The organism is Peptostreptococcus stomatis DSM 17678 (genome assembly GCF_000147675.1).
Classification (GTDB): Bacteria; Bacillota; Clostridia; order Peptostreptococcales; family Peptostreptococcaceae; genus Peptostreptococcus; species Peptostreptococcus stomatis.
Genome location: NZ_ADGQ01000060.1, coordinates 59775 through 84366 on the forward strand (window position 1 = coordinate 59775; position 24592 = coordinate 84366).

Genomic DNA, 24592 nt, shown 5'->3' on the forward strand with positions numbered 1-24592 from the left:
ACCTCCCTTTTACCATGAAAGGAGATAAAACATGGATTACAAAACAATGAGAAATCAGATAGAAGATATGGTAAGTGATAATCACAAGGACTTTGTTAAGGCGGTTATCAGCATGGAAAAAGGTATCAACGATGAAAGTGCTTTGGATAAGCTCTATGAGGCTTATATGGACAATGACACCGTTAATTTACTGCATGAGGAATTTGATTACATGATTGAAGATTTAAGAGAACAGGGGCAGATTAAAGATCTTCCTTATGTTCAAGAGGAGAAAGATAATCTTGTCAATATCGTTGGAAATATTGTAGGAAAGATCGATGTAGTTGAAAGAGAAAATAAGAACGGCGAAGCCTTTCAAGTAGTAAACTTCTCTGTGGCATCTAAAGATGATGAGGGCAATAAGGTATATCATAATTGCTCCGCATACGGAGAAAAGGGTGATATTCCAAAAGACTTTAAGCAGGGAGATTTTGTAAAACTCTTTGGACAGATCAGAACTTCCGTTGACGATAACGGCAAGGAACATACTAACATCAGGATACTTTCTTCAAAGCTCTTAAAGGCAAAAGAACAGATGAAAGGTCGAGATGAAAAGAAAGAGTCTGTGCTTGGAGCTATCAAAAAATATCAGGCTGAAGATAAGGAAAAGCCTAAAGAAAAGAAAGAAACATCAAAAGAAGCTGAGAGATAAACTTATGGTCGGTGTGGTCTTGGGACTGCACCGACTCTTTTTTTATTTGCGAAAAAAGGAGATAAAGATTATCTCTCCATCTCCTTACCCATATAAATTCCGTAATTTTTTCGTATCTTATAAAGCTCGTCCATAGTGGATTTTGAGGAAGAATACTCTTGCATAAGGCTATTCTTTTTTTCTTGTAATTTATCAAGCTCAGCTAAAATATCCTTTGAATTTGGAAGCTTGGAATAAGATCTTTTAAGCTCTGAGAGAGCATTTTCATATAGGGTAATCTGAGCTTTGTACTCTTCAAAAAATACCTTGTCAGACGGATTAGCAGTATATTCCTTGTAGCACGCTCTGTATTTTTTAACGGTATGAACTTGCTCCATAGTGGTGGAAAGCTTCTGCATTTCCTTATCAATAGCCTTGATTTTCTCTTGTATATTTTGCCTTTCATCGGCTGCTTTTTGAATATACTCGTCAAGCTGTTTAACGGATTTAATGCCATGTTCTCTGATATAAATAACAGACTCAGCCATTGTATGAAGGTTATGTTTGGTTGCCCAATATTCGTAGCCTTTGCTTTCCTTTACCTTTGCATTGGTGTTCATGTCAATAACATTGCCGATGCGTTTTTTGACGTCGGGAGTCTTGATAAACTCTCTTTCTGCAATTCGTTCTTTTAATCTTTCCTCGGTATAATCTTCTCCGATTGTTTTAGTCCTTGTAAATCTCGCCTTATCTTTTGGCTTAAAAGCAATGTGCTTACCGTATTTGATTTCATAGCCAAGATCAGCCATCTTCTTTAAAAATTCGTCCCAGTCCTTTGACTGTTTTATTATTCTATCAATGTCAAATTGAAGTTTACTTTTCCAAGAAGTGCCATGCTTTGCCTGTTCGTTTTCATACCAAGATTTACCGTTAATCTTATATTCTTTCTTATAGCTTTCGTAAAACTCGTCAATGACAGATAGGCTATTTTCTTTGCAGAGTTTATCACTCTGATAACGGATTTGGTGATAGCTTTTCTTGTTAGACTGGTAGCACCTCCCTGTTACCATATTTACATTATTGAAGATGATGTGATTGTGGATATGCCCCTTATCTACGTGAGTAGATAAGACAAATTCGTACTCATCTTTGAGTATCTTTTTACACAGCTCCATACCAATCTGGTGAGCCAATTCAGGGCTTGTTTCTCCGGGTAAAAAGGATTGAATGAGGTGTCTGGCAAGAACAGTTCCGTTTGTTCCTGAATCATTTCGTGTCCTTAAAAACTGAGTATGAGCAGTTTCTTGATGACATTTATGAGTGCTTACCAAGATTTGCTCATCTGTTTTTTCTTCATTAACAATATATGAAATGGCAAGATTAAGGGTTGATTTTATAGGATGTATTTTTGTGATAGCCATAAGATTTAATCACCTCCTGAAGTTCTGTTAAGAAGCAGAGAATGTATTTGCCACAACTCCTTTGAGAAATATTCTATCTGCTTTTTCATATCATTTATATCGTCCTTATAGATTATGCCGGTAGAATTTACACGCTTTGCAATTTGATTGATGTTGCTTGTAGCATTGGAAAGTAAACCCTGTAAATCTCTAAATGGCTCTAAATCCACTTGATATATTTCCTTTTCTAAAACGCACTTGCGTATGAAGTGGCTCATATTTTTACACTTCGCAAGTTTTCTTTTCTCCTCAAAAAGAGCCTTTTCTTCTTCTGTCAATTTAATTTCAAGTCGTTCATTTCGTATTCTATTTGCCATAGGTAAATCCTCCTTTGAATGTGTTTCGGGGTCTTAGGGTACACCCTAACAAGTTAAAAATTGATAAAAAAAGAAGCAGATCCCAAAGGGCTGCTTCATCAATTTTTTCGTAAGTGTCCGTACACTTACTGTGCTTGCTACAAAAGACTGATTATGGTAGCAAGCGTTAAGCACATATTGAATTCTAATATTAGTTTAAGTAATTGTACTTCTATATTTACTTGGTGTGATACCATAAGTTGATTTGAATATTTTAGCAAAATGTCCTGTGTGTGTATAGCCAACTTTTTTTGCTATCGCAGATATTTTATGCTCGGGATTTTTCAGCAATAATAGTGCTTTATTAAGCCTTAATTCTTTTAAGTACTCGTAGGGAGGAACACCGTAGTATTTGCGAAAAGCTAATTGAAATCGTGCAGGACTCATTAAAGCAATTTTAGAGAGTTCAAGTCCGTCAATATGAACAGATAAATCTTTTTTCATAGCTGATACAACTCTTTTCAGATTTTGCTTATCTTTTTTAGTTAAGACAACGGATATATTTTTTTCTTTTTCTTCTAACCTTGTAATTATGATAGATAATAGTTCCATAACTTTGCTTTCCAAATATAAAGGCAAAATTTTTCCTTCGGCTTGGGATTCCCTTATCTGTTGAAATATAAAATTCAATTGAGGAGAATTTTGAGTTTTTAACAAATAAGAATTAAGGATTTTTGTTTTTTCATATTCAAAATCATCATATTTTAACTTTAAGAAAGTATCAAAGTATTCTTTAGTTAGGATTATTTTCGTGAATTTTACAGGCTTATTTGCTTCGCAATAGGTATAAGTTTTCTTTTCCGTATTTAAGTAACAATATATACCTTTTTCTACATTATTTAACTTTCTGCCACCGACTTTAAATGAACTGCTTTCTGTTTCAAATTGGCTAATCTCTAAATACTTTTCAGATACTTCGGTTATTTTCTCCATTGTTTCATTTGGAGTAAAGTCAGCAATTAAAATAAGAATTAAACTGCTGTCAAACTTTAGTATGCGGAAAGTACCTTTGCCAAAATTGGGATCTATTTGAAAGATTTGTTTGTTTTCAGTTGATAAAGTTGGAACAGGAATAAAAGGAGCGTCATGCACTAAGTTTGTTAAATAATCAATAACGGTTCTTTCCATCAATTTTGCCCACCTTTCTCAATGTCAAGAATTTATTTAATTTTATCACGTATTTATAAAAATGTAAATAAAAATACCGATAAAAAGCTTATAAATAAAGGGATTATAAGCAATAATGAAATTCCTAGTTTGATTTTGAGTTATAGAAAATTAGCCTTATAATGAATGTGAATAGTTAGATACAGCTAACTATTAGGAAAGGAGATGGAATAACTAATGGAAAAAAAGAAGACAGGGATATCTTATGTATTCCAATTAGCAAAAGATGAGAGAAAAAAGCTACATTTAGGAATGTTTTTATCTGTCATTTCTGCGGCTTTATCATTAGTTCCTTATTTTGTAGTTTATAAGATATTACTAATGATATTCCAGAAAAATATTTCGTATACAGAAATTTTAATGTGGGCAGGTATAGGAATTACAAGTGCCGTTTTGCAAGCAATACTAATGTCATTTGCGGGCATTTTATCTCATACAGCAGCTTTTAACACAATACACAGAATTAAGCTGAAAGTTGTAAATCATATTTCAAAATTTAATTTGGGATTCTTTCAAGAGCATGACCCCGGAGAAATTAAAACATTGTTGTTTGATGATGTGGATAGAGTTGAAAATTTTTTAGCTCATAGCACTTTGGAATTAGCACAGGTAGCAGTTGTTCCGGTTATTATGTTTATTTTCCTGTTGAAATTAAATTGGATGATGGCACTTGTTATGTTAATCCCTATGATTTTAGGATTGGGAGTTCCGATGATGCTGATGAAAAATTATCCTGACATGTCAACGGAGCTATCCGAAGATATTGCTGATTTAAATGCTTCAGCAAATGAATTTATAAAGGCTATGCCTGTCATTAAAATGTATCAGTTAACAGCAGAAAAATTTGAACAATATAGGAATTCATTGAATGCGTATATTGCTTGTTGGAAAAAGATGTGTATGAGTTCTTGCTATCCTTTATCAATAACCTTAGTAGTTTTGGATTCAGCAATCTTATTTACATTGCCATTCGGAGGATATTTCTTTTTGAGAAATTCTTTATCAGCAACATCCTATTTGCTATTTATTATGCTTACAATGTGCTTTTTCGTTTCGTTCTTAAATATGGTAACAATCTTTATGCAATCTATGGAGCTTGGAAGCGGACTGAATAACATAAAAAAAATAATGGATATGGATGAACTGAAAGACGGAACAAAAATCATAAACAAGAATGAGTGTATGGAAATAGATTTTAAAGATGTTACTTTCAGTTATGGCGATGAAGAAACAAAAAATAAAGCATTACAACATATCAATTTGTCCTTAAAACCAAATACAATAAATGCTTTTGTGGGAGCTTCCGGTGCAGGTAAGACAACTGCTGCACAGTTGATTGGTAGGTACTGGGATGTAACAAGTGGAGCAATTAAAATCAACGATATACCTATCAATGAATTAAAAATAGATAATTTGATGGATATTACATCATTTGTTTTTCAAGATGTATTTCTTTTGGAAGATACTCTCTATGAGAATATTCGTATGGGAACAGATGCAGATAAAAATAAGATTATTGAGGCTGCGAAAGCAGCACAAATTCACGACTTTATTATGAGTTTACCGAATGGATATCAGACAAGAATCGGGGATCAAGGGGTGAAATTGTCAGGTGGACAGCAACAAAGAATCTTAATCGCAAGGGCAATACTCAAAGATTCTCCAATTATTATTTTTGATGAAGCAACTTCCTATTCAGATATAGAAAATGAATATCAGATACAGTTAGCACTTCAAAACTTGTTGAAAAATAAAACAATCATTATGATTGCTCATCGTTTGCATACTATTAAGAACGCAGATCAAATTGTCGTATTTGATGAAGGGGAAGTCGTAGAGGTTGGAACACATAAAACTCTTTTAGAAAGAAAAGGGGTCTATGAAAGTATGTGGAACACATACACAAAAGATTACTTTGGAGAGGAGGTAAGTGCAAATGCTTAAGATTATTAGAACACTTCTGAAAGAGAAAAAAGAAAAATTGTATTTACCGATTTTTCTAATTGTTATGGATTCGATAGGAAGTATTGTTTTGTATTTAATGCTCTATTTTACCGTTGTTAATATATTGCAAAACACATTAACTATAAGTTTAATCATAGAATACACTGCAATATGTTTTATAAGCATGATTGTAAGAATAATCATTTATAGACACGCATACTATTTAAGCTTTTCAAGAGGAGCTGAAATGTGTGGGGATATGCGTTTGGATTTAGCAAATCATTATAGGAGTTTGAGCCTTGGTCATTTCCAAAAAAATAGTAGTGGTTATCTATTATCAACTCTTACAAAGGATTTGAGTAGTTTTGAACTGATCATAACGCACACCTTGCCTTCGGTTATTAAAACGGCAGTTACAGCAGTATTGATTTTATTAGGCACATTTTTTATCGATTGGAAGCTTGCATTATTAGAGTGTTTAGTATTGCTTATTGCATATCCTATGTTGGTATGGGGCAACAAAATGATAGAAAAATATGGAGCAAGAAAAAGAAAACTAAATTCTAAGATGATTTCTATTATTTTAGAGTACATTCAAGGTATGAAGGCATTTAAGTCAGCCAATATGACAAGTGAACATTTTGAAAGAATGATAAACACACTTGAAAATGTTAGAAAGACAAGTGTAGATGCGGAAAAGAAAATGGCGTTGCCTACAAGTATGTATTTTGTCATAGTTAATTTCCTACTTCCTGTCGTTCTTTTGATTGGTGGGTATTTGTTCATAGGCGGACAAGTAGAGCCTGAACAATTTGTAGCTTTTATGCTTATGAGTTTAGCATTATCTGCACTTTTAATTGCATTTGAACATTCGTATGGTTTGTTAAAAGATTTGAAATTAGCTGCAAGCAATCTTGAAAAAGCATATGAAACAAAGCCGCTCTCTTATGTTGAAAATGAAACAGAATTGGAAAACTTTGATATTCGATTTAAGAATGTAAACTTCTCTTATGATGGAAATAAAACAACTTTGAAGAATATTTCTTTTGAAGCAAAAGAGGGGACTTGCACAGCTTTAATCGGTCCTTCCGGTGGAGGAAAAACCACAATTGCCAATTTGATTGCAAGGTTTTGGGATGTGAACAGCGGAGAAATTTTAATAGGAGGTAAAAATATAAGAACTATAAAACCTGATGAGTTACTTAAATATGTGAGTCAGGTTTTTCAAGACAATGTACTACTGACTGATACCGCCTATAACAATATCAAAGTTGGAAAACCTAATGCAACAAAAGAGGAAGTCTATCAAGCAGCAAAATTAGCTTGTTGCCACGAATTTATTTTGAAAATGAAAGATGGATACGAAACGGAAATAAAGGATGGCGGAAGTACACTATCAGGCGGCGAACGACAAAGAATTGCTATTGCAAGAGCGATTTTAAAGGATGCACCGATTCTTCTGTTAGATGAATCTACCGCTTCTCTTGATCCAGATAATGAAGCTAAAATCAATAAGGCTTTAGAACATTTAATGCAAGGAAAGACTGTTTTTGTTATTGCTCATAGACTCCATACGATTAAAAATGCCGATCAAATTATTCTAATAAATGATGGGATAATTGAAGAACAGGGCGACCATAATAAACTTTATGGCGAAAAGGGACATTACTATGAAATGGTAAATACACAAGAAAGAGCAAAAAAATGGATGATAAAGGAGGATAGTTATGGAAAGGCTTAGCACTTTGAAAGAAAAGACAAAGGGGAAAGTTGCTGAAATTATCGGTGATACACATTTCCAAAGCAGAATAATATCCATTGGGATAACTGTCGGAAGTGATATTGAAGTAATCCAAAATTATAAAAAGCAACCGATTCTAATTTATTGTAGAGATACGATGATTGCTGTCAATAAGATAGAGGCAGAGAAAATAATGATGGAGGTACTTTAAGATATGAAAAGAGTAACAATAGCTTTACTTGGACAGCCTAATTCCGGAAAATCCACTTTATTTAACGGATTGACAGGCTCAAATCAACACGTTGGGAATTGGCCGGGTAAAACCGTTGAGAAAAAAGAAGGCGAATTTTCGTATAAAGATACCAATTATACGATTGTGGATTTACCAGGAACTTACGGATTATCAGCAAATTCAGAGGAAGAAGTTATAACAAGAGAATATATAGAAACCGGGAACGCAGACTTAATTGCTATTATGGCAGATGCTTCACAATTAAATCGAAGTCTATTTATGCTCTCTGACTACATTGGAATAAATATTCCGGTTGTCTTAATCATGAACATGATGGATGTTGCTACAAGTCAAGGGAAAAATATAAATATAAAGGGATTACAAAAATCCTTGAATATACCTGTCATTCCTATCGTTGCGGCAGATAAAAAGGAATACAAAGAGTTTTATGCTTTTCTGGAGCGTTCAGACAGCGGAAGGATTTTAGCAGACAATAATTTTGAAAGAGCATATGAAAGTGTCGCCGGAGATAAATATAAATTGCTGAAAAATTACATTCCTGATGAAGGGATAGGCGTATTTTCAAAATCATGGATTGTCGGGAAATTATTCGATCAAGATGTGAAAGTAATCGAATTGGTAAAAGATAGTGTTGATGAATACAAATTTAAAGAAATAGAGGATATATTAAGAGGCATCAAAAATGGGAATCTGATAACCGGTAATTGCAAATTCGATTGGATAGATAAACTTATCAATGCAAATGTTATTCAGAAAAAGAGAGTATTTAAGAGAAGCAAATTTGATCGTATAGCTACAAGTAAAGCTTTCGGAAAACCTATGGCTATCGGAGTTATCATTTTAGGTTTGATTGTTTCCATGCTTATCGGCTTTCCGCTAATGGGATTGTTCGGGTTTGTGATACCTAAAATATCAGCATTATTAGCAAAAGGGCTTGTCGCCATTGGAGTATCAAATTGGCTGATTTCACTTTTGTGTGGAGCTGTAATGACTGCAATTACTTTTGCATTGCAAATGGCAAGTTATGTATTGGGAATTAGCTTAGTATTTGGATTTTTGGAAGATGTAGGATATATGGCAAGAGTTTCCTATGTCTTTGACAACACTATGTCGAAATTAGGATTGCAAGGAAAAGCAATCATGCCGTTCTTGTTAAGTTTCGGCTGTAATATAGGTGGAATCACAGGAACGAGAGTAATTGATTCATGGGGACAGAGGGTTATGACGATTGCATTATCTTGGGTAGTCCCTTGCGGGTCAACATGGGGCGTAATCGGTCTTGTTACAGGAACATTTTTCGGAAAGCAGGCTATATTTGTGATACTTAGTTTATTTGCAGTAGCATTCCTACATTTGCTAATCACATATAGAATTTTCAGGAAATCACTTTATGGGGGAAGTCAGCATTTTGGAATGATTATGGAACTTCCGCCGTATCATAGACCTCATTGGAAGAATTTATTTTCTTCTGTGATAAACAAGATGGGAAATGTTCTGAAAAGAGCATTGAGTATTATTATCCTCATTTCTGTAGTATTTTGGATTCTTGCCTATACACCTGACGGGAATATAGCAAACAGTCTTATTTATAAGGTGGGGACATTTATAGAGCCTGTAACAAAATTATTTGGTTTACCATGGCAATTATTTATGGCTTTTGTTGCTTCTGCAATGGGAAAGGAATCTGCATTAGGAGTAATGGCATCTCTGTTTACTTCTTCCGGGATATGGCATGCGGTTGAAGCAAAAGGAACAATAGATACAGCTATTTTAAGCAATAATATGTTGACAACAATTTCAAAACCTGAAGCCTTAGCATTTACTTTTGCATTCTTTTTCAATATGCCTTGTTTAATGGCTCTTGCAGCTACCGCTCAAGAAACCCATTCAAAAAAATGGACGATAAAAATAGCATTGTATTATATATTATCTGCTCTAATTATATCTTGTGTTGCATATCATATTGGAAGACTTATTTTTTAAGGGGTGATAAGGGTGCTTATACAACTATTAGAAGTATTGAAAAAGAAAAAGAACTGCACTTTGCAAGAACTTGCTGAATTGACAGGGGAGGATTTAGAAAGTGTAAAAATGAAAATTGAATATCTCGAAAATAATGGATATTTGGTAAAAACCAAAAGATCTGAAACAAGTAGATGCCAAAGTCAGTGTTTTGAATGTTCGAATTGTATTGTTAACCAAGATGATATTTGGATTGTAAAAGAATGACATAAAGATAACAAATGGAGGGACAGGCTATGAAAAAGGCTATATATTTATTTGAAGTAATAACTCAAAACAAAATCATTCCTTCTTCTTATAAGATTTATAGTTGTCTGTTTTTCCATATACTCGTCTAAACAATTAAATATAGTTAAAGAAAGAACAGGTTTATTTCATTTTAGAGGACTTCTTATGCCAAGATGCAGGAGTCCTCCTTTTTTGTCTGAAAAACAAACAGATAAAAAAGAAATGGAGGAAACTTTATGGCAAAAGAGTATTACCTTTATGTCGGAGGACAAAAGGTGAAAGTCAGTGAAGATATTTATAAAGTCTACTGGCGAGAACGAGAACACGAGAAGTATTTAGAGCAGGTGGACAGAAAAAACCACCTGCTTTTCTTTTCGTCATTGGATCATGATGGACACTTTGTAGATAATCTTGTTGATGAAAGCGTTGATGTTGAAAAGATTGTTGAAACACAGATGATGATTGAGGCGGTAAGAAATGTTATATCAAAATTAAACGATGAAGAAAGAGACATCATTGAGCGTTTGTATTTCAATGACGAAACACTATCGAGTATAGCAAGAGGTAAGAAGGTGAGTTACCAAGCTATACAATGGCGAAAAAATAGCATTCTTAAAAAATTAAGGGTGTTATTGGAAGAATTTATGAAGTGATCACCTTGTGTATGAGGGCAGATTTTCCTTGTTTAAGGTGAAGGGAGATCTGTCCTCTTAATCTAATTGAAGAATTATTTTCAAGAATTGCTTAAAAGAAAATCTCTCTAAAAGCCAATAGGCACTTGTTCCTTGACAACTGAATAGACCAAGGTAGGACTTTATCTACTTGTGGAGAATTATGGCTTACGCCATGACCTTTCTGCTGAAAGAGATTTCGGTTTTATGAATACTGGGTTAGCCAAGGATACAAGAAAGTGAGCGATAAATAAGAATACATAAAAACAGAGGTGGCAATCTGTTCGGTGATACAAGTAGTGATAATGATACTTCAATAGTTTAAGCCGGCTCATCTGGAATAAGGGGCGGAGGTGAGATTCCTATGTTGCTGCCAAGCACCTACCAATGTCATAAAACTTATAAATAAATTTGAAAGAGGAGGATTTAGAAATGAATAATGAATTATTAAAATACAGCCTCCAATTATCTATGTTATCTATACTGCTTTCTAAACACTTGCTCAGTGATATTGAATACAAAAAGATAAAACTAAAGCTGATGAAAAAGTATAATATCTCCACAGAATTATATTTATAATGTTTTGCAAGTGTGGTATAATAGAACTGCATAGAAATATACAAAAAGGAGGCGGATGCAGTGAAAAAAGATGTTAAAGTTATTAAAGGTGATACCACACTGAAGAGAACTGCATCAGGTTGTGTTCAACGCTCAATAAAGAGAGTAGCAGCTTATTGCAGAGTAAGTACGGATACCGAAGATCAAATTAACAGCTATAATTCTCAAGTAGAACACTATACAGATTTTATAAAGCAAAACAATGAGTGGACACTTGCGGGAATATATGCTGATGAAGCGATAACCGGTACACAGGTTGATAGAAGAATTGATTTTCAAAGGTTGATAAATGATTGTATGAATGGCGATATAGATATGGTGATTACAAAATCCATATCAAGATTTGCAAGAAATACTTTGGATACTTTGAAATATGTAAGAAAGCTCAAGGAATATAATGTTGCGGTATTTTTTGAAGAAGAAAACATCAATACCTTAACAATGGACGGTGAGTTGCTTTTAACTATTTTAAGCTCAGTTGCTCAACAGGAAGTAGAAAATATTTCAGCCAATGTTAAAAAAGGCTTGAGAATGAAGATGGAAAGAGGTGAAATGGTCGGGTTTCAAGGTTGCTTAGGTTATGACTATGACCCGGAAACCAAGAGTATTTCCATCAATGAAAAAGAAGCTGAGATTGTACGATATATTTTCAGAAGATACCTTGAAGGTGTTGGCGGAATGGTTATTTCCAGAGAGCTTGAAGAACAAGGTTATTTATCACCAAGAGGACATAAGAAGTGGACTGAAACTACGGTTTTAGGAATTATTAAGAATGAAAAATACAAGGGCGATCTTCTCATGGGTAAAACATTCACTGTTGATCCTATTTCAAAAAGAAGATTGGATAACTTTGGGGAGCAGGATAAATTCTACATTGAAAACCATCATGAGCCTATTATTTCAGAAGAAGATTTTGAAAAAGCGCAGGGAATCAGATTAAGAAGGGCAAAAAACAGAAATACAGTTGCAAACAATGGTGGTAAAAGAGAAAAGTATTCAAGGAAATATGCTTTCAGTAGTATGCTTGAATGTGGTTTTTGCGGTCATATACTTTCAAGAAGAAATTGGCACTCAAGTTCTGAATATAAGAAAGTAATTTGGCAATGTGTTAATGCCACTAAAAACGGAAAGAAGTATTGCCCACACAGCAAAGGCATTGAGGAAGAAGCCATAGAAAAAGCATTTATGGAAAGCTATCGTCAGGTATGTCACAACAATGTGGAAATCACGAATGAATTCTTGAAAACTGTGGAAGAAGAACTAAAAGATAATAGCTTATCAAAGGATTTGAAGAAAATTAGTAATCAACTTGATAAAATACTGAAGAAAGAAAAAGACCTTGTTGAATTAAGGCTTAATGAATCAATCAGTATGGACATATATCAAGAGAAATATAATGAAATATCTATCAGTAAGGAAAAATTGCTTGAAGAAAAAAGAGCGTTAGAGATAACTCTAACTGATGAAAAAGCATTAAAGAAAAGGCTTGAAGGATTTAAGAAGCTATTGGAGTCAAATAAATATCTTGAAAAATTTGATAGAACTGTATTTGAAAGTATAGTAGACAAAATCATAATCGGTGGAACTAATGATGATGGAGAAATTGATCCTGCAATGATTACTATCATATATAAGACAGGGAAAAAAGACTCTCAAGATGGACGATTATTCAAGAGCAGAAGAAAAAATGCAAAAGCTGCTGAGGAAAATGACAGCAATAAATTGTATCCTCAATCAAGCAACGAGGTTAATAAATTGTGTTTCTATTCAACAGACAACACATGTTGAGTGCGTAGTATTGATGTCAAGAGTTGCACCCACTAAGTAAATAAAGTGTAGAAAATAAAGGCTTATTTATAGGCCATCGTTAAAAGGTATCGGTAGTCTGGAGTAAGCCTTATTATTTATGATAAAAAGTGATTGAGTGGGAACATATCCATAGACAAAAGTTGACACTAGGGAATGGATAACAAGAAAAAATGTACCCACTTGCACCCACCTATAAATTTGATAATTGCAAAATAGCCTAATTAACATTATAATATATCTAAGAAACAAGTATACTAAAATATTGGTGGAGAATCTCTATGAATGGAAGAAAAGATATGGCTGAAAATGTAACTGTAATACAGAAGCAGAGAGTTATAAAAGATTATGCTGTGGGGATATATGCTCGTGTAAGTACAAGCCATAAAGCCCAAATGGATAGTTTATCGGCACAAGTATCGGGATTGACGAGACTTGCGGCTGCACATAGAACATGGTTTGTGGCGGATGTTTTTATTGATGTTGCATCTGCTAAGACAGGATCAAAAAGATCAGAATTTAATAGAATGATAAATGAGTGCGAGCATGGGAATTTAGATATTATTCTTACCAAAAGTCTCAGTCGTTTTGGACGTGATGCTAAAGAAGGCTTAAAAGCTATTAGAAGAATACAAGCAGCTGGGAAAAGAATTATCTTTGAGAAAGATAAGATAGATACAGAGACCGTTAAAGATGAATTATTGATTAGTATAATTGAAGCGTGTGATCAAGCAGAAAATGACTGGAGAAGCGAAAATATACGCTTGGGCTTAAAATATAGAGCCGAGGATGGAACATCAGGACTATATAATAGAGCCTGTTACGGCTATAAAAAAGATAAGAATGGAATGCTTATAATTGATGAAGAAGAAGCAAAAGTTGTTAGAAATATTTTTGACTGGTATCTTGAAGGATATAGCATTGGAGGCATCATAGATAAACTGGCAGAAAAGAAAATAAAGACATCGAAAGGTAAAGAACGATGGAGTAAAAGAGCGATTGAATCTACACTCACACGAGAAAAATATACAGGTGATGTGGCAATTGCGGATTCAGGGGGATCTGAGAATCGTTATTTGAATAAGAACCATCACGAAGGGATAATTTCAAAAGGGCAATTTGAAGCAGTTCAACTAGAAATGGAACTTCGTAGTAATGTTGAAATTGGAGAAGATGGAAAGGCTCGAAGAAAGAGTAAAAAATATAGTTCGAAGATACTAAAATGATAGGAGAAAATATATGAGAGATAAGTATTCTAAGTCTAATATTAATAATGTTTCGGGAAATATTTTTAATGGCCCAACTAATATTGTGGCAGGTAATAATTATTCTAAGGAAGCTGAAGAAGATAAGGTTGCATCATATACACCAGAACCTGTTTGGAGAAGTCCGATAACAATGGCAATGCTTTCATGGATAGGATTTATAATTTCTTTAATAGGACTTTTCCCAATGTATAAAATATTTGAGCCCTTAATCAATTTAATAACTAATGAGAGTATTAAGTCAGATTCAAATAATAGTATTTACTTCATAATTTTTTCTGTAATATCGATACTTCTTGTGCTAGTCATGTTTTTGAGGAATATTACAAAAAAAGAAACTAGACATCCCTTATTCTTTAATTATGCAATAAGCGGTCTTGGAAGGAAGATCACAATAGAAAAAATTCATATTGACAAATGTCCTATATGTGGTGGCACAATGAAATATTTCAATAAGGCTGTAGAATGGAGAAATACAACATATTCTGATGGAAAAACAAAAAGTGAGGTTACAAAAAAAGTGCCTGCGTTACAATGCAAGCGAAATTCAGATCATTGGTATGAAGTGGATCCGGCTGCAGATAAATTAAAATAGGTTTAATGAAAATAAGTATATTATTGTTGTAAAGTTGCAACTATATGCAAATTAAAAAATTGCAGTTGATGCTGGACAAATATTTTCGAGTGAGAAATTTCTGAAAAAGATTAATAATTTATATAGTATATAAAATAGCCTAATCAAAAATTATATGTTTGAAACAATAGAAATATTATAGTTATTATAAAATCAATGGGTTTTGCAGAGGTATTTAATTTTCCAAAATAGCCTAATAATCTCATGTGGAGTGCGTAGTTTTGATGTCAAAAGTTGCACCCACTAAGTAAATAAAATGTAGAAAATGAAGGCTTATTCATAGGCTATCGTTAAAAGGTATCGGTAGGTTAGAGTAAGCCTTATTATTTGAGAAAAATTAAGGTTGAGTGGGAACATATCCATAGCCTAGAGTTGACACGAGAGAATAGATAACAAGAAAAAATGCACCCACTTACACCCACTTTGAAATTTTGATTTGATGCAGAAAGAAAGGTACTGTATCGTGTGGAGAAGAGATGAAAATGTAGGAATTGATACACAAACCCACGCTTATATTACTCAATTTGCTTAAAATAAAGACTTTAGGAAAAATCAAAAATTGAATAAAAATAATCGTTGCTCTAGCTTATCAGAAAGCTAGATTTTTTTATTTTAGGTGTGTCAATTTCAATAACAAGGGGGTCAATAAAATCATTTTGGGTGTGTTTTGAATTAATGATATATCAAGCAGTGCATGAAATATAATCAATTATATCAAAACATATATTAAATAATATAGAAAAATGTTATAATACAAGGTGGAAGCACATTAATAACAAATGAGAGGAATTTTGATATGGATCAAAACTTTATAGATAAGTGGATAAGTATTGATGAAGCTGCAGAATATTTAGGTATAAAAACAGTAACACTTAGAGGTTGGATAAAAAAGATGATACACTTCCAGCACATAAAGTTGGAAAACAATGGAAATTTAAGTGTTCAGAAATAGATGAATGGATAAAGAGTGGAAAGAGCGCTAATGTTGATTAGAAATGAGGAGTAAAGCTTGAAAGAAATATTATTAAGCATGAAACCTGGATGGTTCAACATGGTGGTTTCTGGAGAAAAGTTATATGAGTATAGAAAACATTTCCCCGAGGGAAAAGTTAGAGCCTATATATATGTTACTTCACCTATTAAGGCAATAGAAGCTATTATTGAATTTGGAGAAAGAATTAATCTGTTGGACTTGAAAAGTAAAGATTATGTATCACAAGATATGCTCTCAAAAATAGATTATTACCTTGAAAATAGCAATTATGCTGTTCCAATATTAAAAGTATATAGAACTTGTAAAGTTGACTTAAATCATATACGACATCAAGTCAAAGGATTTATTGCTCCTCAAATGTACTATTTTTTGAGAGAAGAGTCAAAACTTACAGATTTTATACATAGCCAAGCTCAAATTATAGGGCAACCAATATATGAAAATATACTTGAGAAAATATCGAAAGATGATTTGTGTAAAATTTTTGATAGATCGGAGGTTAGAAATATGGGGCAATTATCATTATTTGATGACCCGAATTTTTTAAATAATAATAATAAAGAAAAACAAGTTGATAAGAGCAAAATTCTAGGTATACATCCTAAATTAGTATCATTATTTAGTGGATGTGGCGGAATGGATCTTGGTTTTAAACAGGCTGGATATGAAATAGTTTATGCGAATGATTTCGATTCTGATGCACAGAGAGTTTATGAAAAAAACTTTGGGGAAATTGATAAGAGAAGCATATTAGATGTAGATGAAAAGGAAATTCCTGATTGTGACATCCTAACTGCTGGATTTCCTTGTCAGCCATTCTCTAATGCAGGAAATCGAAGGGGCGTTAACGATTCGCGTGGAAATTTATATAAAGAGTGCTTAAGAGTAATAAATGAAAAACACCCCAAAGTAGTAGTTTTTGAGAATGTTAGAGGTCTTCTTTCAACGAAGGATGAAAATGGTAATCCTCTAATAGAAACTATTATTAGTAATCTATATGAATTAGGATATAAAACAACATATAAACTAGTAAATGCAAGTTCATATGGAGTTCCACAGAATAGAATACGAGTGATTGTTGTTGCATTTAGGAAAGACTTAAATAAAATGTTTATTTTTCCAGAAGAACAATCTAAAGAAGGTCTAAATATCGGGATGTGTTTAGATATACCAGAAGAAGTTCCTAATCAGGTTGATTGGCCTTTTTCACCACAAGCTATGAATTTAATTCAACATATTCCTGAAGGAGGATCTTGGAAAAGTATCCCTTATGAATATTTACCAGAAAGATTTAGGAAAATCAGGGATAATATGAAACGTTATCATGCTCCTAATATGTATAGACGTTTTGCGCGTACTGAAATTGCAGGAACAATAACTGCTTCAGCACAACCAGAAAACTGTGGGATTATTCACCCATTAGAAAATAGAAGATTGAATGTAAGAGAGATAGCCAGAATACAAACATTTCCTGATGATTTTACATTTTTTACAGATAATAAAAAATCTGTGACAGGTATGTATAAAGTTATCGGTAATGCGGTACCACCAAAACTGGCAGAAATAATTGCAACTGAAATTTTGTTACAGTTATCAGATGAATTAGAGAAGGAGGAATAGAGCTTGAAAAGAATATATGTATCAAATAATGGGTTGAAAAAATGTGTAGAGTACTTTCGTAATACTATAATTTCTTCTCCTGAACAGCTTGGAATGTTCTTCTTCTTTAAATCTATAGGCTTTAGTGAAAATGAGTACAAAGCATTTCCTAAGGTTAGTGGTATTTCGGATGAGCAAAGACAAGATTATTTAAAAAAATTATATAATCTTTCTGCTGTTTTCGATAAAGATGCAGAAAGCGGAGAGAAAAGATGTTGTCTTTTTCCTTTTTCTATAACTTCGGAAATAGGTAGCAAGCAGCAGTTTAACCCAGGGACAGTATTTAAAGGTTTGCTCAGTAGAATGAGAGATACTGTAGATAATACATTGGTTGATGATACGAAGTTTTTGAGAAAGGATGATACTAATCCAGATTTTTTTAAATTTCCTAGAGATTATATACAGATACTGCAGAATAACTTTCTAAATAATCAACGTATATCTCTAGTATATTTTTCAGCATGGTATTTTAGGTTTAGGGGCATTGAGTGCAATGATTCTTGGTTAGAAAATCCAAATGTTGATCTATATAAAGCATTTACTAGGGTTTGCACAAAAACATTGGTAGAAGAATTAAAATTGACAGATAGTGAGTTAAATGAACTATTCTATCATGATGAGGATGAGATAATACCATATTCATCAAATAAAATAAGTGGCGCTGATTTAAGAGGCCATTTACAATTTGCTAAGGATAGTATTCCTGAAATAAAAGAATTACCAAGAGGAGGAAATGATTATATGAGTGATACAAAAGATATTGAAATCCAAAAGACTGAAGAGTTATCACAACCAACAGGAAATAATATTACTGTTGATAGTTTAAAATCATTATTAAATGCGTTGAAGCAAGTTATTCTATATGGTGCACCAGGAACAAGCAAATCACACATTACAAACAAAATAAAAGATGATTTTGAAGACTCAGCCATGATACAATTTCATGCAAGTTTAACCTATGAGCAGTTTATAGGGGGGATTTCCGTAGATTCTGATGGTAAATTTATATCGAAGCCAGGTATTTTTCTTGATTTTTGTGAACGAGCAAGAAGAGAAGAGGAGAATGGAAAGAAGTATTTGTTTATTATTGATGAGATCAATAGAGGAAATGTATCAAAAGTATTTGGAGAAACAATACTGACTCTTGATAGAGAGTATACAGCTGATTTAGTAAGTCCCATAATATGGGAAGGTAATTCTGTCAAAAAATTCTCCATTCCTTCTAATGTATACATTATTGCAACGATGAACTCTGCCGATAGAAGTATTGCTCAGATAGACTATGCAATTAGACGAAGATTTGCCTTCGTTAAGTTTTATCCTAATTATGAGCTTATTGAATCTATTTCAGATTGCACGGAATTATCAGATATAAAACCAAATGTTTTGTTTAAGAGTATTAATAAGGCGCTTCTTAATGTTCTTAAAGACGAAAATATGATTCTTGGACATGCTTACTTTATACCTAAATGGGCAATTCAAGATGATAAGAAAATACATTGGACTCCAGAGGTATTAAAAGTATTGATTAATTATTATGTGTTGCCAATCATTGAAGAGTATACATATGGTAATAGTAGATATCTGGCAAATATTCTCGGAAGAACAATACCAACACGAATAGATGATAACGACTTGTTTATAAGCGAAATAAAGAAGCAGTTTAGAGTAGATTAATAGGGGGGGTATTTATATGAATGAAATTCATATACCTCAAGGTGGGTCGTTAAGACTTAATGAAGATGAAATAAGTATTTTGAGTTCAACATTTAAAAATATTGGTGTTGATATATCTTGTATTGATTTTAACCAAGGGATTGTTTCTTTTCCACAAGCATATGTTGGTTATATTAGTTTGCCAGGTAGAAAAATAATTATTAATCCAAAACATGAAGGAGTTACTTTTAAGCATATTCTGCGTATATACTATTTTCTATACACGTCAGATTCTTCAGATCTAGATGAACCTATTTATGATATGGATGCTGAAAAATCGTATGATATAATTCAAAATTTTGTACATGAATTAGAAATTGTAACTAAGAAAGGGTTGCCTGTAGAATATAAAAATAGGAGAAACACTCTTCAGTATCTACGTGGCAATATTAATCTTACAAATACAGCATTGAATGTAAAACTTGGCAAAAAAGACATCTTTGATTGTGAATATGATGAACTGTCTCATGATGTTCCTATAAATCAGGTTTTATATAAGGCACTAAAAAAAGCTGCACAGATGGTTGATTTAGGCACTGGATCTCTATTAAGCAAAAGTTTTCATGATGTATCTGAGGTTTTCGAAGTACCACAGAATATACAATTAAACACTAATACAAAGTACTGCAAAAAGGTAATGACACTTGCATATATGATTTTGAATGATTTAAGTATTTCAGATTATGGCAATTCAACATATGGACAAAACCTCTTAATTAATTTTGATCGTGTTTTTGAGGAATTTATTAAAAAGATTCTTACAGTTTATTCCGGTGATTATAACTTTACTTATTGGGATGACGAAAAGACATATGCTTTATGTAGAACACATGATAGAGAGTTTTTTAAATCATATATTCCAGATATGTTATATGGATATCAGAGTAAAAGTTTTCCAAATACAGCATATTGTATTTTAGATATGAAAAATAAAACATCAAAGCCATTTAGTAATGCGGATGTTTATCAAATGTTCTTTTATGCAAATCAGTTAAAGAGTAAAAAGGTCATTCTATGTTATCCTGCAAGCAAAAATATAAGTAATGCTCTATTGAGTTTTGAAAACGAAGACTTTTTAATAAGAAAGATATATGCTGCTTATATAAATATTGCAGGAGATACGTCAAAAGACTTTAAAAATAATATATATTCTTTTATAGAGAACGTTAAGAATTTATTATAGTTGTTTATAATGAAGGGAGGTTGCAAAAATTGAAAAGGATATGCTTAGGAACAATAATAACCTTAATACATCAAAGTCGCACACGCAGTGCAGACACGATTAAATCAGTGTGTGGTGGTATTTTTGCGACCTTTGGATTGGATATCAATAATTACAATAAAGAATTACCAAGTCATTTAAAGAGTGGCCATGATCCTGTGCCGGGTGATCTATTTGCAAAGGCAAGGACAATTGATATTAATGAGGTAGCATCTGGAGTTGAACGTTATATTTTACCGCTTATACACCCTGATAAGCATAAATGTCTATTTTGTGCAATCAAGGATGTTATCCGAGATGACACATACATTACTGATAGTACGATTATTGGAACTATGCCAGGGTACGAGAAGGAAAATATTTTGAAGTATGATTCTTTTTATGAATCTATTACTCTAGCAAATATTTTAATTTTTGCTATCACCCAAGTAGAAAATGACAAGCTAAAAACAAATATTCGTGAAATAGGAAAAGATTATGTAGATAGTTTTTTAACTTTAAAAGAGAGTCTTTTTTTCTTATCGCCTACAGTTGAAAATGATCAAGTTTTTCCACTGAAGAGAACATTGAAGGATCCAATGTTTGATAGGGTGTTTCTAAAAGCTACTGATATTACAGTCTCTGCACTTGCTAATCCGACCCAAGCTTCTGTGTTCTATATCGATCCGACAAATTGTAAATTTAGGTTTAGTGGTTTAAAAGATTTTATAATTAATAATGTCGGAAGCTATGTTTTTTCTAGAGCACAGATAAAGCGTATTATCGATAGAACAAAGAATCCTGCTGCTGTAGGGGCAAATGCAATGCTGAAATTTATGACAGCATATGGTACGAAGGCGGAAACAGTACTTGGAGAAATTCTACTTTATACATTTATGGAGCAGGAATTAGATGCTCCGAAAATTATGAGTAAGATTGAAATTGATGAATCCAATCGCAATATAGTTAGTAAAAGTGATGGAGTGCACTTGTTATCAATTAATAAATCTGGACAACCGTTTCATCAGCTTGTTTTTGGAGCATCTGATATTATTGGAGATTTGGGTATGTCTATAGATCGTGCCTTTGAAAAAATACTGTCGATTGAAGCTAATCAGGACATAGAATTACGAATGGTTGATAACACAACACAATGGACTATTTATGATCCAGAAGCAACAAAGTATATGGTTGAACTTATGACTCCTCAACGAAATGGTTCCTACAAACCGGATATGGCTTTTGGTGCATTTCTAGGATATACCATTAATTTAGATCAACCAGAAACGGATAGCCAAAAATATCGTACCGCTGTAAAGGAACAACTGAAAAAGGACATAGACAGAGTGCAACCATATATTATAAAGAAAATCCAAGACAATGGGCTAAGTGGATATAGTTTTTATTTTTATATACTACCTTTTAATGATGCACCGCACGAAAAAACTAGTATTATTAAAGAATTACTTACAGGAGGTGGTATTTAATGAATCTTGTACCAAGAAATACCACACTCGCAGAAGCATTGTATAGAGATATTGAAAAAAATGAGTACTTACAAGAAATATATGGAGATCTCCTTTATAATTATTCAATAAATTTATTTCACAGCGATAGAAGACAAAGAGATATTCCTATTGCTGATGCTTTACGTTTTGCAGATCTTTTGGCAAAATCAACATATCCGATGACTGCAGATAGAGATCACTTGTGGGGGCAAGAAATTGCTATTTTACTACGTCTGCTCTATCCGGAAGATGAAGCTGTGAAGTATTATTTAGGATCAGTGCTCTCTTCAGTTGGAAATTATCGAGGCCTAATGTCAAAAACGATGGAAGGCTTTCATAGTGAAGACTTTTTTGACAGTGTATATTATGAGTATGATAAAGAAGAACATCGAATTCCTGGAAAAGAGAAGGAATATTTTTTTAATGATCAAATGATGGTATATAAGGGGCTAAAAGAAAAATTTTTTAGTTACTCAGGACCTACATCAATGGGAAAATCATTTGTAGTTCAAACTTATATTCAACAACAAATTGAAAATGGATCAACTGAAAATTTTGCTATTCTTGTACCAACAAAAGCTCTTATTAATGAGGTGAAGAGTAATATGATAGGAGTTTTACAAGGAAAACTTAAAGATTTGAATTATCGTGTTGTGACCGCATCTGGTGATTTGGTGTTGCAACAAGACCACCATTTTATTTTCATTATGACTCCAGAACGTTTACTTCATATGTTGATTGAACGAGAAAATATATGTATCGATTTCTTATTTATAGATGAAGCACACAAAATATCTAGTCGTGGTGGAAGAAGCTCTTATTATTACAAAGTTCTTACTCAGATTGGAAAGATGCAACAACTTCCAACAGTAATATTTGCTTCACCCAATATTCCTAATCCTGAAATTTATATGAAAGCAATTCCAGGGATAGAAAAGACACAGATGAAAAAGCTAAAATCGAAGTTTGCTCCGGTATGTCAGTTTAAATATTTTTTAAATGTACCTGAGCGAGGTGGATACTATTACAATGATTATAGTAAGAAATTAGAGCGCTGTTATACCTTGCCAGAAGGACAAGAACTTTGTGACATTGTTGCTATGGTCGGGTATGATAAACAAAATGTTGTATATTGTAGTTCTCGTAAAAGTGTTCTAGAACAGGCAGTAAAGTATGCTCAAAATATAACTCCTAAAGATGATAGCGAACTCATATCACTTGCTGCAGAGATCAGAAAAGAAGTACATGACGATTGTTATCTTGCTGACTTGATCCTTAGAGGTGTTGCATATCATGTAGGGTATTTGCCTGCAAATATTAGACTTCGTATAGAAAAGAGCTTTGAAAAAGGCGTTTTAAGAACTATTTTTTGTACAAGTACGCTAGTAGAGGGAGTAAATCTCCCTGCAGATAATCTTTTTATTACAAGTTATCGAAATGGTCTCAGTAATATGGATGAAGTAGATTTTAGAAATCTTATTGGACGTGTTGGAAGAATCAAATATAACTTGTATGGAAATGTTGTGCTTTTGAGGCTAGACGATAAACTTAAAACCGAACGATATAAAGAATTACTTACTAATGATGTGCCGCTACAAGAACTATCTATCGAAATTAAGAATAACACAGATTGTATGAGTGCACTTATTAAGGATCTTACTGATGGCGATATTGAAATGAGTACTTGTCATGAAAAAGCAACGGAAACAGATTTTGAAGCACTTAGAAAGTTTGGTCTTATTTTAATTCGTGATTTAGCGAATGGTGATAGAACTCCAGTTTCGCAAAAATTTGAAGAGTATCTTACAGATAAACAAAAAAGACGTATTATTGAAAACTTCCCAATTGAGAGTACAAGTGATGACATCACAATTTCACATGATCAGGCAGATAAGTTGCATGATGCCATCATCCAAGGTCTTCATTATCCAGAGATAAATGGAGAAAACGATGAAGTAGATTTTGAAGAGTTAGTTGATTTTATGATGAAACTACGAAGAATTTTCAAATGGGATATTTATGAAAAAGAAACTTTAGGTAGACCTGGAACTAATAAATTTGATTCAGTAATGAGGTGGTATTCTACTATTTTACTTCGTTGGATTCGTGGTAACGGATTACAAGTATTAGTTAGCAGTGCGATTTCTTTTAAGGAAAAGAATCCGAATACAGGTGTATGGTCTGGAAAATATAGAGTTGATGAAATATATAACCCTAATTCTAAGTATCATAAAAATTTAGTAATAGCAGAATCATTAAGCGTAATAGAAAGTGTTTTGTTGTTTAGTATTGCTAATTATTTCAGGAAGTTTTCACTTGAATATAAATCAGTACATCAAGTAGATAATTTTGATAATGATTGGTATGAATTTGTAGAGTATGGAACGATAAATCCGGACACAATATTTTTACAACAAAATGGATTTTCTAGAGAAGCTTCTTTGTTTATACAAAAACCATCAAATTATTCCAAGTATATGGTAGTGGTGGAAAGTGTAAAGAAAATAAAACTAAGCATTTTAGAATGTGGAAATATAGGAGTAGAGACTGAAGCTGCAGATATTCAGTACAATGTTCCGGAACTGTTTATAGAATAAAAATGGAAGCTATAATAGCCTCTTGCGAAAGCAAGGGGCTTATTTTTTTTGCAATTTTTAATTTCCCAATTCACTCCCAATT

At 32.8% G+C, this 24592-nt stretch carries 20 protein-coding genes; 17 read left to right on the forward strand and 3 right to left on the reverse strand.

The annotated features are described in order from the left end of the window. Positions 1–31 precede the first annotated feature (31 nt). The gene (locus tag HMPREF0634_RS06160) at positions 32–691 is read left to right on the forward strand and encodes a single-stranded DNA-binding protein (RefSeq protein WP_003042425.1); all 660 of its coding nucleotides are present in this window, start codon (positions 32–34) and stop codon (positions 689–691) included. A 68-nt stretch (positions 692–759) separates the two neighbouring features. On the opposite strand, the gene HMPREF0634_RS06165 is transcribed toward HMPREF0634_RS06160, so the two are convergent. The 3 genes from HMPREF0634_RS06165 to HMPREF0634_RS06175 form a co-directional block, all read right to left on the reverse strand. Beyond that, positions 760–2091 carry a relaxase/mobilization nuclease domain-containing protein gene (locus tag HMPREF0634_RS06165; RefSeq protein WP_007789965.1) on the reverse strand — a complete coding sequence of 444 codons (1332 nt, stop codon included), beginning with the start codon at positions 2089–2091 and terminating at the stop codon, positions 760–762. Positions 2092–2096: 5 nt separating this feature from the next. Continuing rightward, positions 2097–2447, reverse strand: a complete 351-nt coding sequence (locus tag HMPREF0634_RS06170; RefSeq protein ID WP_005542215.1) for a plasmid mobilization protein — start codon at positions 2445–2447, stop codon at positions 2097–2099. Between the two features lie 195 nt (positions 2448–2642). Continuing rightward, a complete protein-coding gene (locus tag HMPREF0634_RS06175) occupies positions 2643–3614 on the reverse strand; it encodes a helix-turn-helix transcriptional regulator (RefSeq protein ID WP_007789957.1) in 972 nt (323 codons plus the stop codon). Positions 3615–3830: 216 nt separating this feature from the next. Between HMPREF0634_RS06175 and HMPREF0634_RS06180 the strand changes: the two genes are divergently transcribed. The 16 genes from HMPREF0634_RS06180 to HMPREF0634_RS06255 all read left to right on the forward strand — a co-directional run bounded on the left by HMPREF0634_RS06180 (position 3831) and on the right by HMPREF0634_RS06255 (position 24510). After that, entirely contained in the window at positions 3831–5597 is a 1767-nt protein-coding gene (locus HMPREF0634_RS06180) for an ABC transporter ATP-binding protein (RefSeq protein ID WP_007790129.1), read from the forward strand. Then, a complete protein-coding gene (locus tag HMPREF0634_RS06185) occupies positions 5590–7338 on the forward strand; it encodes an ABC transporter ATP-binding protein (RefSeq protein ID WP_040565831.1) in 1749 nt (582 codons plus the stop codon). Before HMPREF0634_RS06180 ends, HMPREF0634_RS06185 begins: the two co-directional genes overlap by 8 nt. Next, a complete protein-coding gene (locus HMPREF0634_RS06190) occupies positions 7325–7549 on the forward strand; it encodes a FeoA family protein (RefSeq protein WP_007790023.1) in 225 nt (74 codons plus the stop codon). The genes HMPREF0634_RS06185 and HMPREF0634_RS06190 overlap by 14 nt, the downstream gene beginning before the upstream one ends. 3 nt (positions 7550–7552) lie before the next feature. Next, complete coding sequence (gene feoB / locus HMPREF0634_RS06195) at positions 7553–9574, forward strand: ferrous iron transport protein B (protein WP_007790119.1); 2022 nt, start codon at positions 7553–7555, stop codon at positions 9572–9574. Positions 9575–9586: 12 nt separating this feature from the next. Then, the gene (locus HMPREF0634_RS10200) at positions 9587–9820 is read left to right on the forward strand and encodes an HVO_A0114 family putative DNA-binding protein (protein ID WP_040565832.1); all 234 of its coding nucleotides are present in this window, start codon (positions 9587–9589) and stop codon (positions 9818–9820) included. Positions 9821–10077: 257 nt separating this feature from the next. Continuing rightward, positions 10078–10494, forward strand: a complete 417-nt coding sequence (locus HMPREF0634_RS06205; RefSeq protein ID WP_007790186.1) for a sigma factor-like helix-turn-helix DNA-binding protein — start codon at positions 10078–10080, stop codon at positions 10492–10494. 450 nt (positions 10495–10944) lie between these two features. Then, positions 10945–11091, forward strand: coding sequence for an SHOCT domain-containing protein (locus HMPREF0634_RS09680; protein WP_007790057.1), 147 nt, complete (start codon positions 10945–10947; stop codon positions 11089–11091). A gap of 60 nt (positions 11092–11151) precedes the next feature. Beyond that, positions 11152–12918 (forward strand): recombinase family protein, encoded by a 1767-nt coding sequence (locus tag HMPREF0634_RS06215; protein ID WP_007790003.1) that lies wholly within the window; start codon positions 11152–11154, stop codon positions 12916–12918. Between the two features lie 299 nt (positions 12919–13217). Continuing rightward, positions 13218–14162: a recombinase family protein gene (locus HMPREF0634_RS06220; protein WP_007790137.1), complete on the forward strand. Its 945-nt coding sequence runs from the start codon at positions 13218–13220 to the stop codon at positions 14160–14162. A gap of 13 nt (positions 14163–14175) precedes the next feature. Then, a complete protein-coding gene (locus HMPREF0634_RS06225; protein WP_040565833.1) occupies positions 14176–14796 on the forward strand; it encodes a hypothetical protein in 621 nt (206 codons plus the stop codon). Positions 14797–15714: 918 nt separating this feature from the next. Beyond that, complete coding sequence (locus HMPREF0634_RS10155; protein ID WP_408634987.1) at positions 15715–15828, forward strand: helix-turn-helix domain-containing protein; 114 nt, start codon at positions 15715–15717, stop codon at positions 15826–15828. Between the two features lie 16 nt (positions 15829–15844). Then, entirely contained in the window at positions 15845–17449 is a 1605-nt protein-coding gene (dcm, locus tag HMPREF0634_RS06235; protein WP_007789985.1) for a DNA (cytosine-5-)-methyltransferase, read from the forward strand. A 3-nt stretch (positions 17450–17452) separates the two neighbouring features. Then, positions 17453–19165 (forward strand): McrB family protein, encoded by a 1713-nt coding sequence (locus HMPREF0634_RS06240; RefSeq protein WP_007790087.1) that lies wholly within the window; start codon positions 17453–17455, stop codon positions 19163–19165. Positions 19166–19181: 16 nt separating this feature from the next. After that, entirely contained in the window at positions 19182–20387 is a 1206-nt protein-coding gene (locus tag HMPREF0634_RS06245; protein ID WP_040565834.1) for a 5-methylcytosine restriction system specificity protein McrC, read from the forward strand. A gap of 29 nt (positions 20388–20416) precedes the next feature. Next, positions 20417–21892, forward strand: a complete 1476-nt coding sequence (locus HMPREF0634_RS06250) for a HamA C-terminal domain-containing protein (protein WP_007790134.1) — start codon at positions 20417–20419, stop codon at positions 21890–21892. Then, entirely contained in the window at positions 21892–24510 is a 2619-nt protein-coding gene (locus tag HMPREF0634_RS06255; protein WP_007790055.1) for a DEAD/DEAH box helicase, read from the forward strand. Before HMPREF0634_RS06250 ends, HMPREF0634_RS06255 begins: the two co-directional genes overlap by 1 nt. The last annotated feature ends 82 nt before the right edge of the window (positions 24511–24592 follow it).

Excerpts from the sequence above, each read along its gene's own strand:
- HMPREF0634_RS06255 (WP_007790055.1), top strand. The coding sequence starts at position 21,892 with ATGAATCTTGTACCAAGAAATACCACACTCGCAGAAGCATTGTATAGA.
- HMPREF0634_RS06170 (WP_005542215.1), bottom strand. The coding sequence starts at position 2,447 with ATGGCAAATAGAATACGAAATGAACGACTTGAAATTAAATTGACAGAA.
- HMPREF0634_RS06185 (WP_040565831.1), top strand. The coding sequence starts at position 5,590 with ATGCTTAAGATTATTAGAACACTTCTGAAAGAGAAAAAAGAAAAATTG.
- HMPREF0634_RS06160 (WP_003042425.1), top strand. The coding sequence starts at position 32 with ATGGATTACAAAACAATGAGAAATCAGATAGAAGATATGGTAAGTGAT.
- HMPREF0634_RS06180 (WP_007790129.1), top strand. The coding sequence starts at position 3,831 with ATGGAAAAAAAGAAGACAGGGATATCTTATGTATTCCAATTAGCAAAA.
- HMPREF0634_RS06205 (WP_007790186.1), top strand. The coding sequence starts at position 10,078 with ATGGCAAAAGAGTATTACCTTTATGTCGGAGGACAAAAGGTGAAAGTC.
- feoB (WP_007790119.1), top strand. The coding sequence starts at position 7,553 with ATGAAAAGAGTAACAATAGCTTTACTTGGACAGCCTAATTCCGGAAAA.
- HMPREF0634_RS06225 (WP_040565833.1), top strand. The coding sequence starts at position 14,176 with ATGAGAGATAAGTATTCTAAGTCTAATATTAATAATGTTTCGGGAAAT.
- HMPREF0634_RS06165 (WP_007789965.1), bottom strand. The coding sequence starts at position 2,091 with ATGGCTATCACAAAAATACATCCTATAAAATCAACCCTTAATCTTGCC.
- HMPREF0634_RS06220 (WP_007790137.1), top strand. The coding sequence starts at position 13,218 with ATGAATGGAAGAAAAGATATGGCTGAAAATGTAACTGTAATACAGAAG.
- HMPREF0634_RS06190 (WP_007790023.1), top strand. The coding sequence starts at position 7,325 with ATGGAAAGGCTTAGCACTTTGAAAGAAAAGACAAAGGGGAAAGTTGCT.
- HMPREF0634_RS06245 (WP_040565834.1), top strand. The coding sequence starts at position 19,182 with ATGAATGAAATTCATATACCTCAAGGTGGGTCGTTAAGACTTAATGAA.
- HMPREF0634_RS06175 (WP_007789957.1), bottom strand. The coding sequence starts at position 3,614 with ATGGAAAGAACCGTTATTGATTATTTAACAAACTTAGTGCATGACGCT.
- HMPREF0634_RS09680 (WP_007790057.1), top strand. The coding sequence starts at position 10,945 with ATGAATAATGAATTATTAAAATACAGCCTCCAATTATCTATGTTATCT.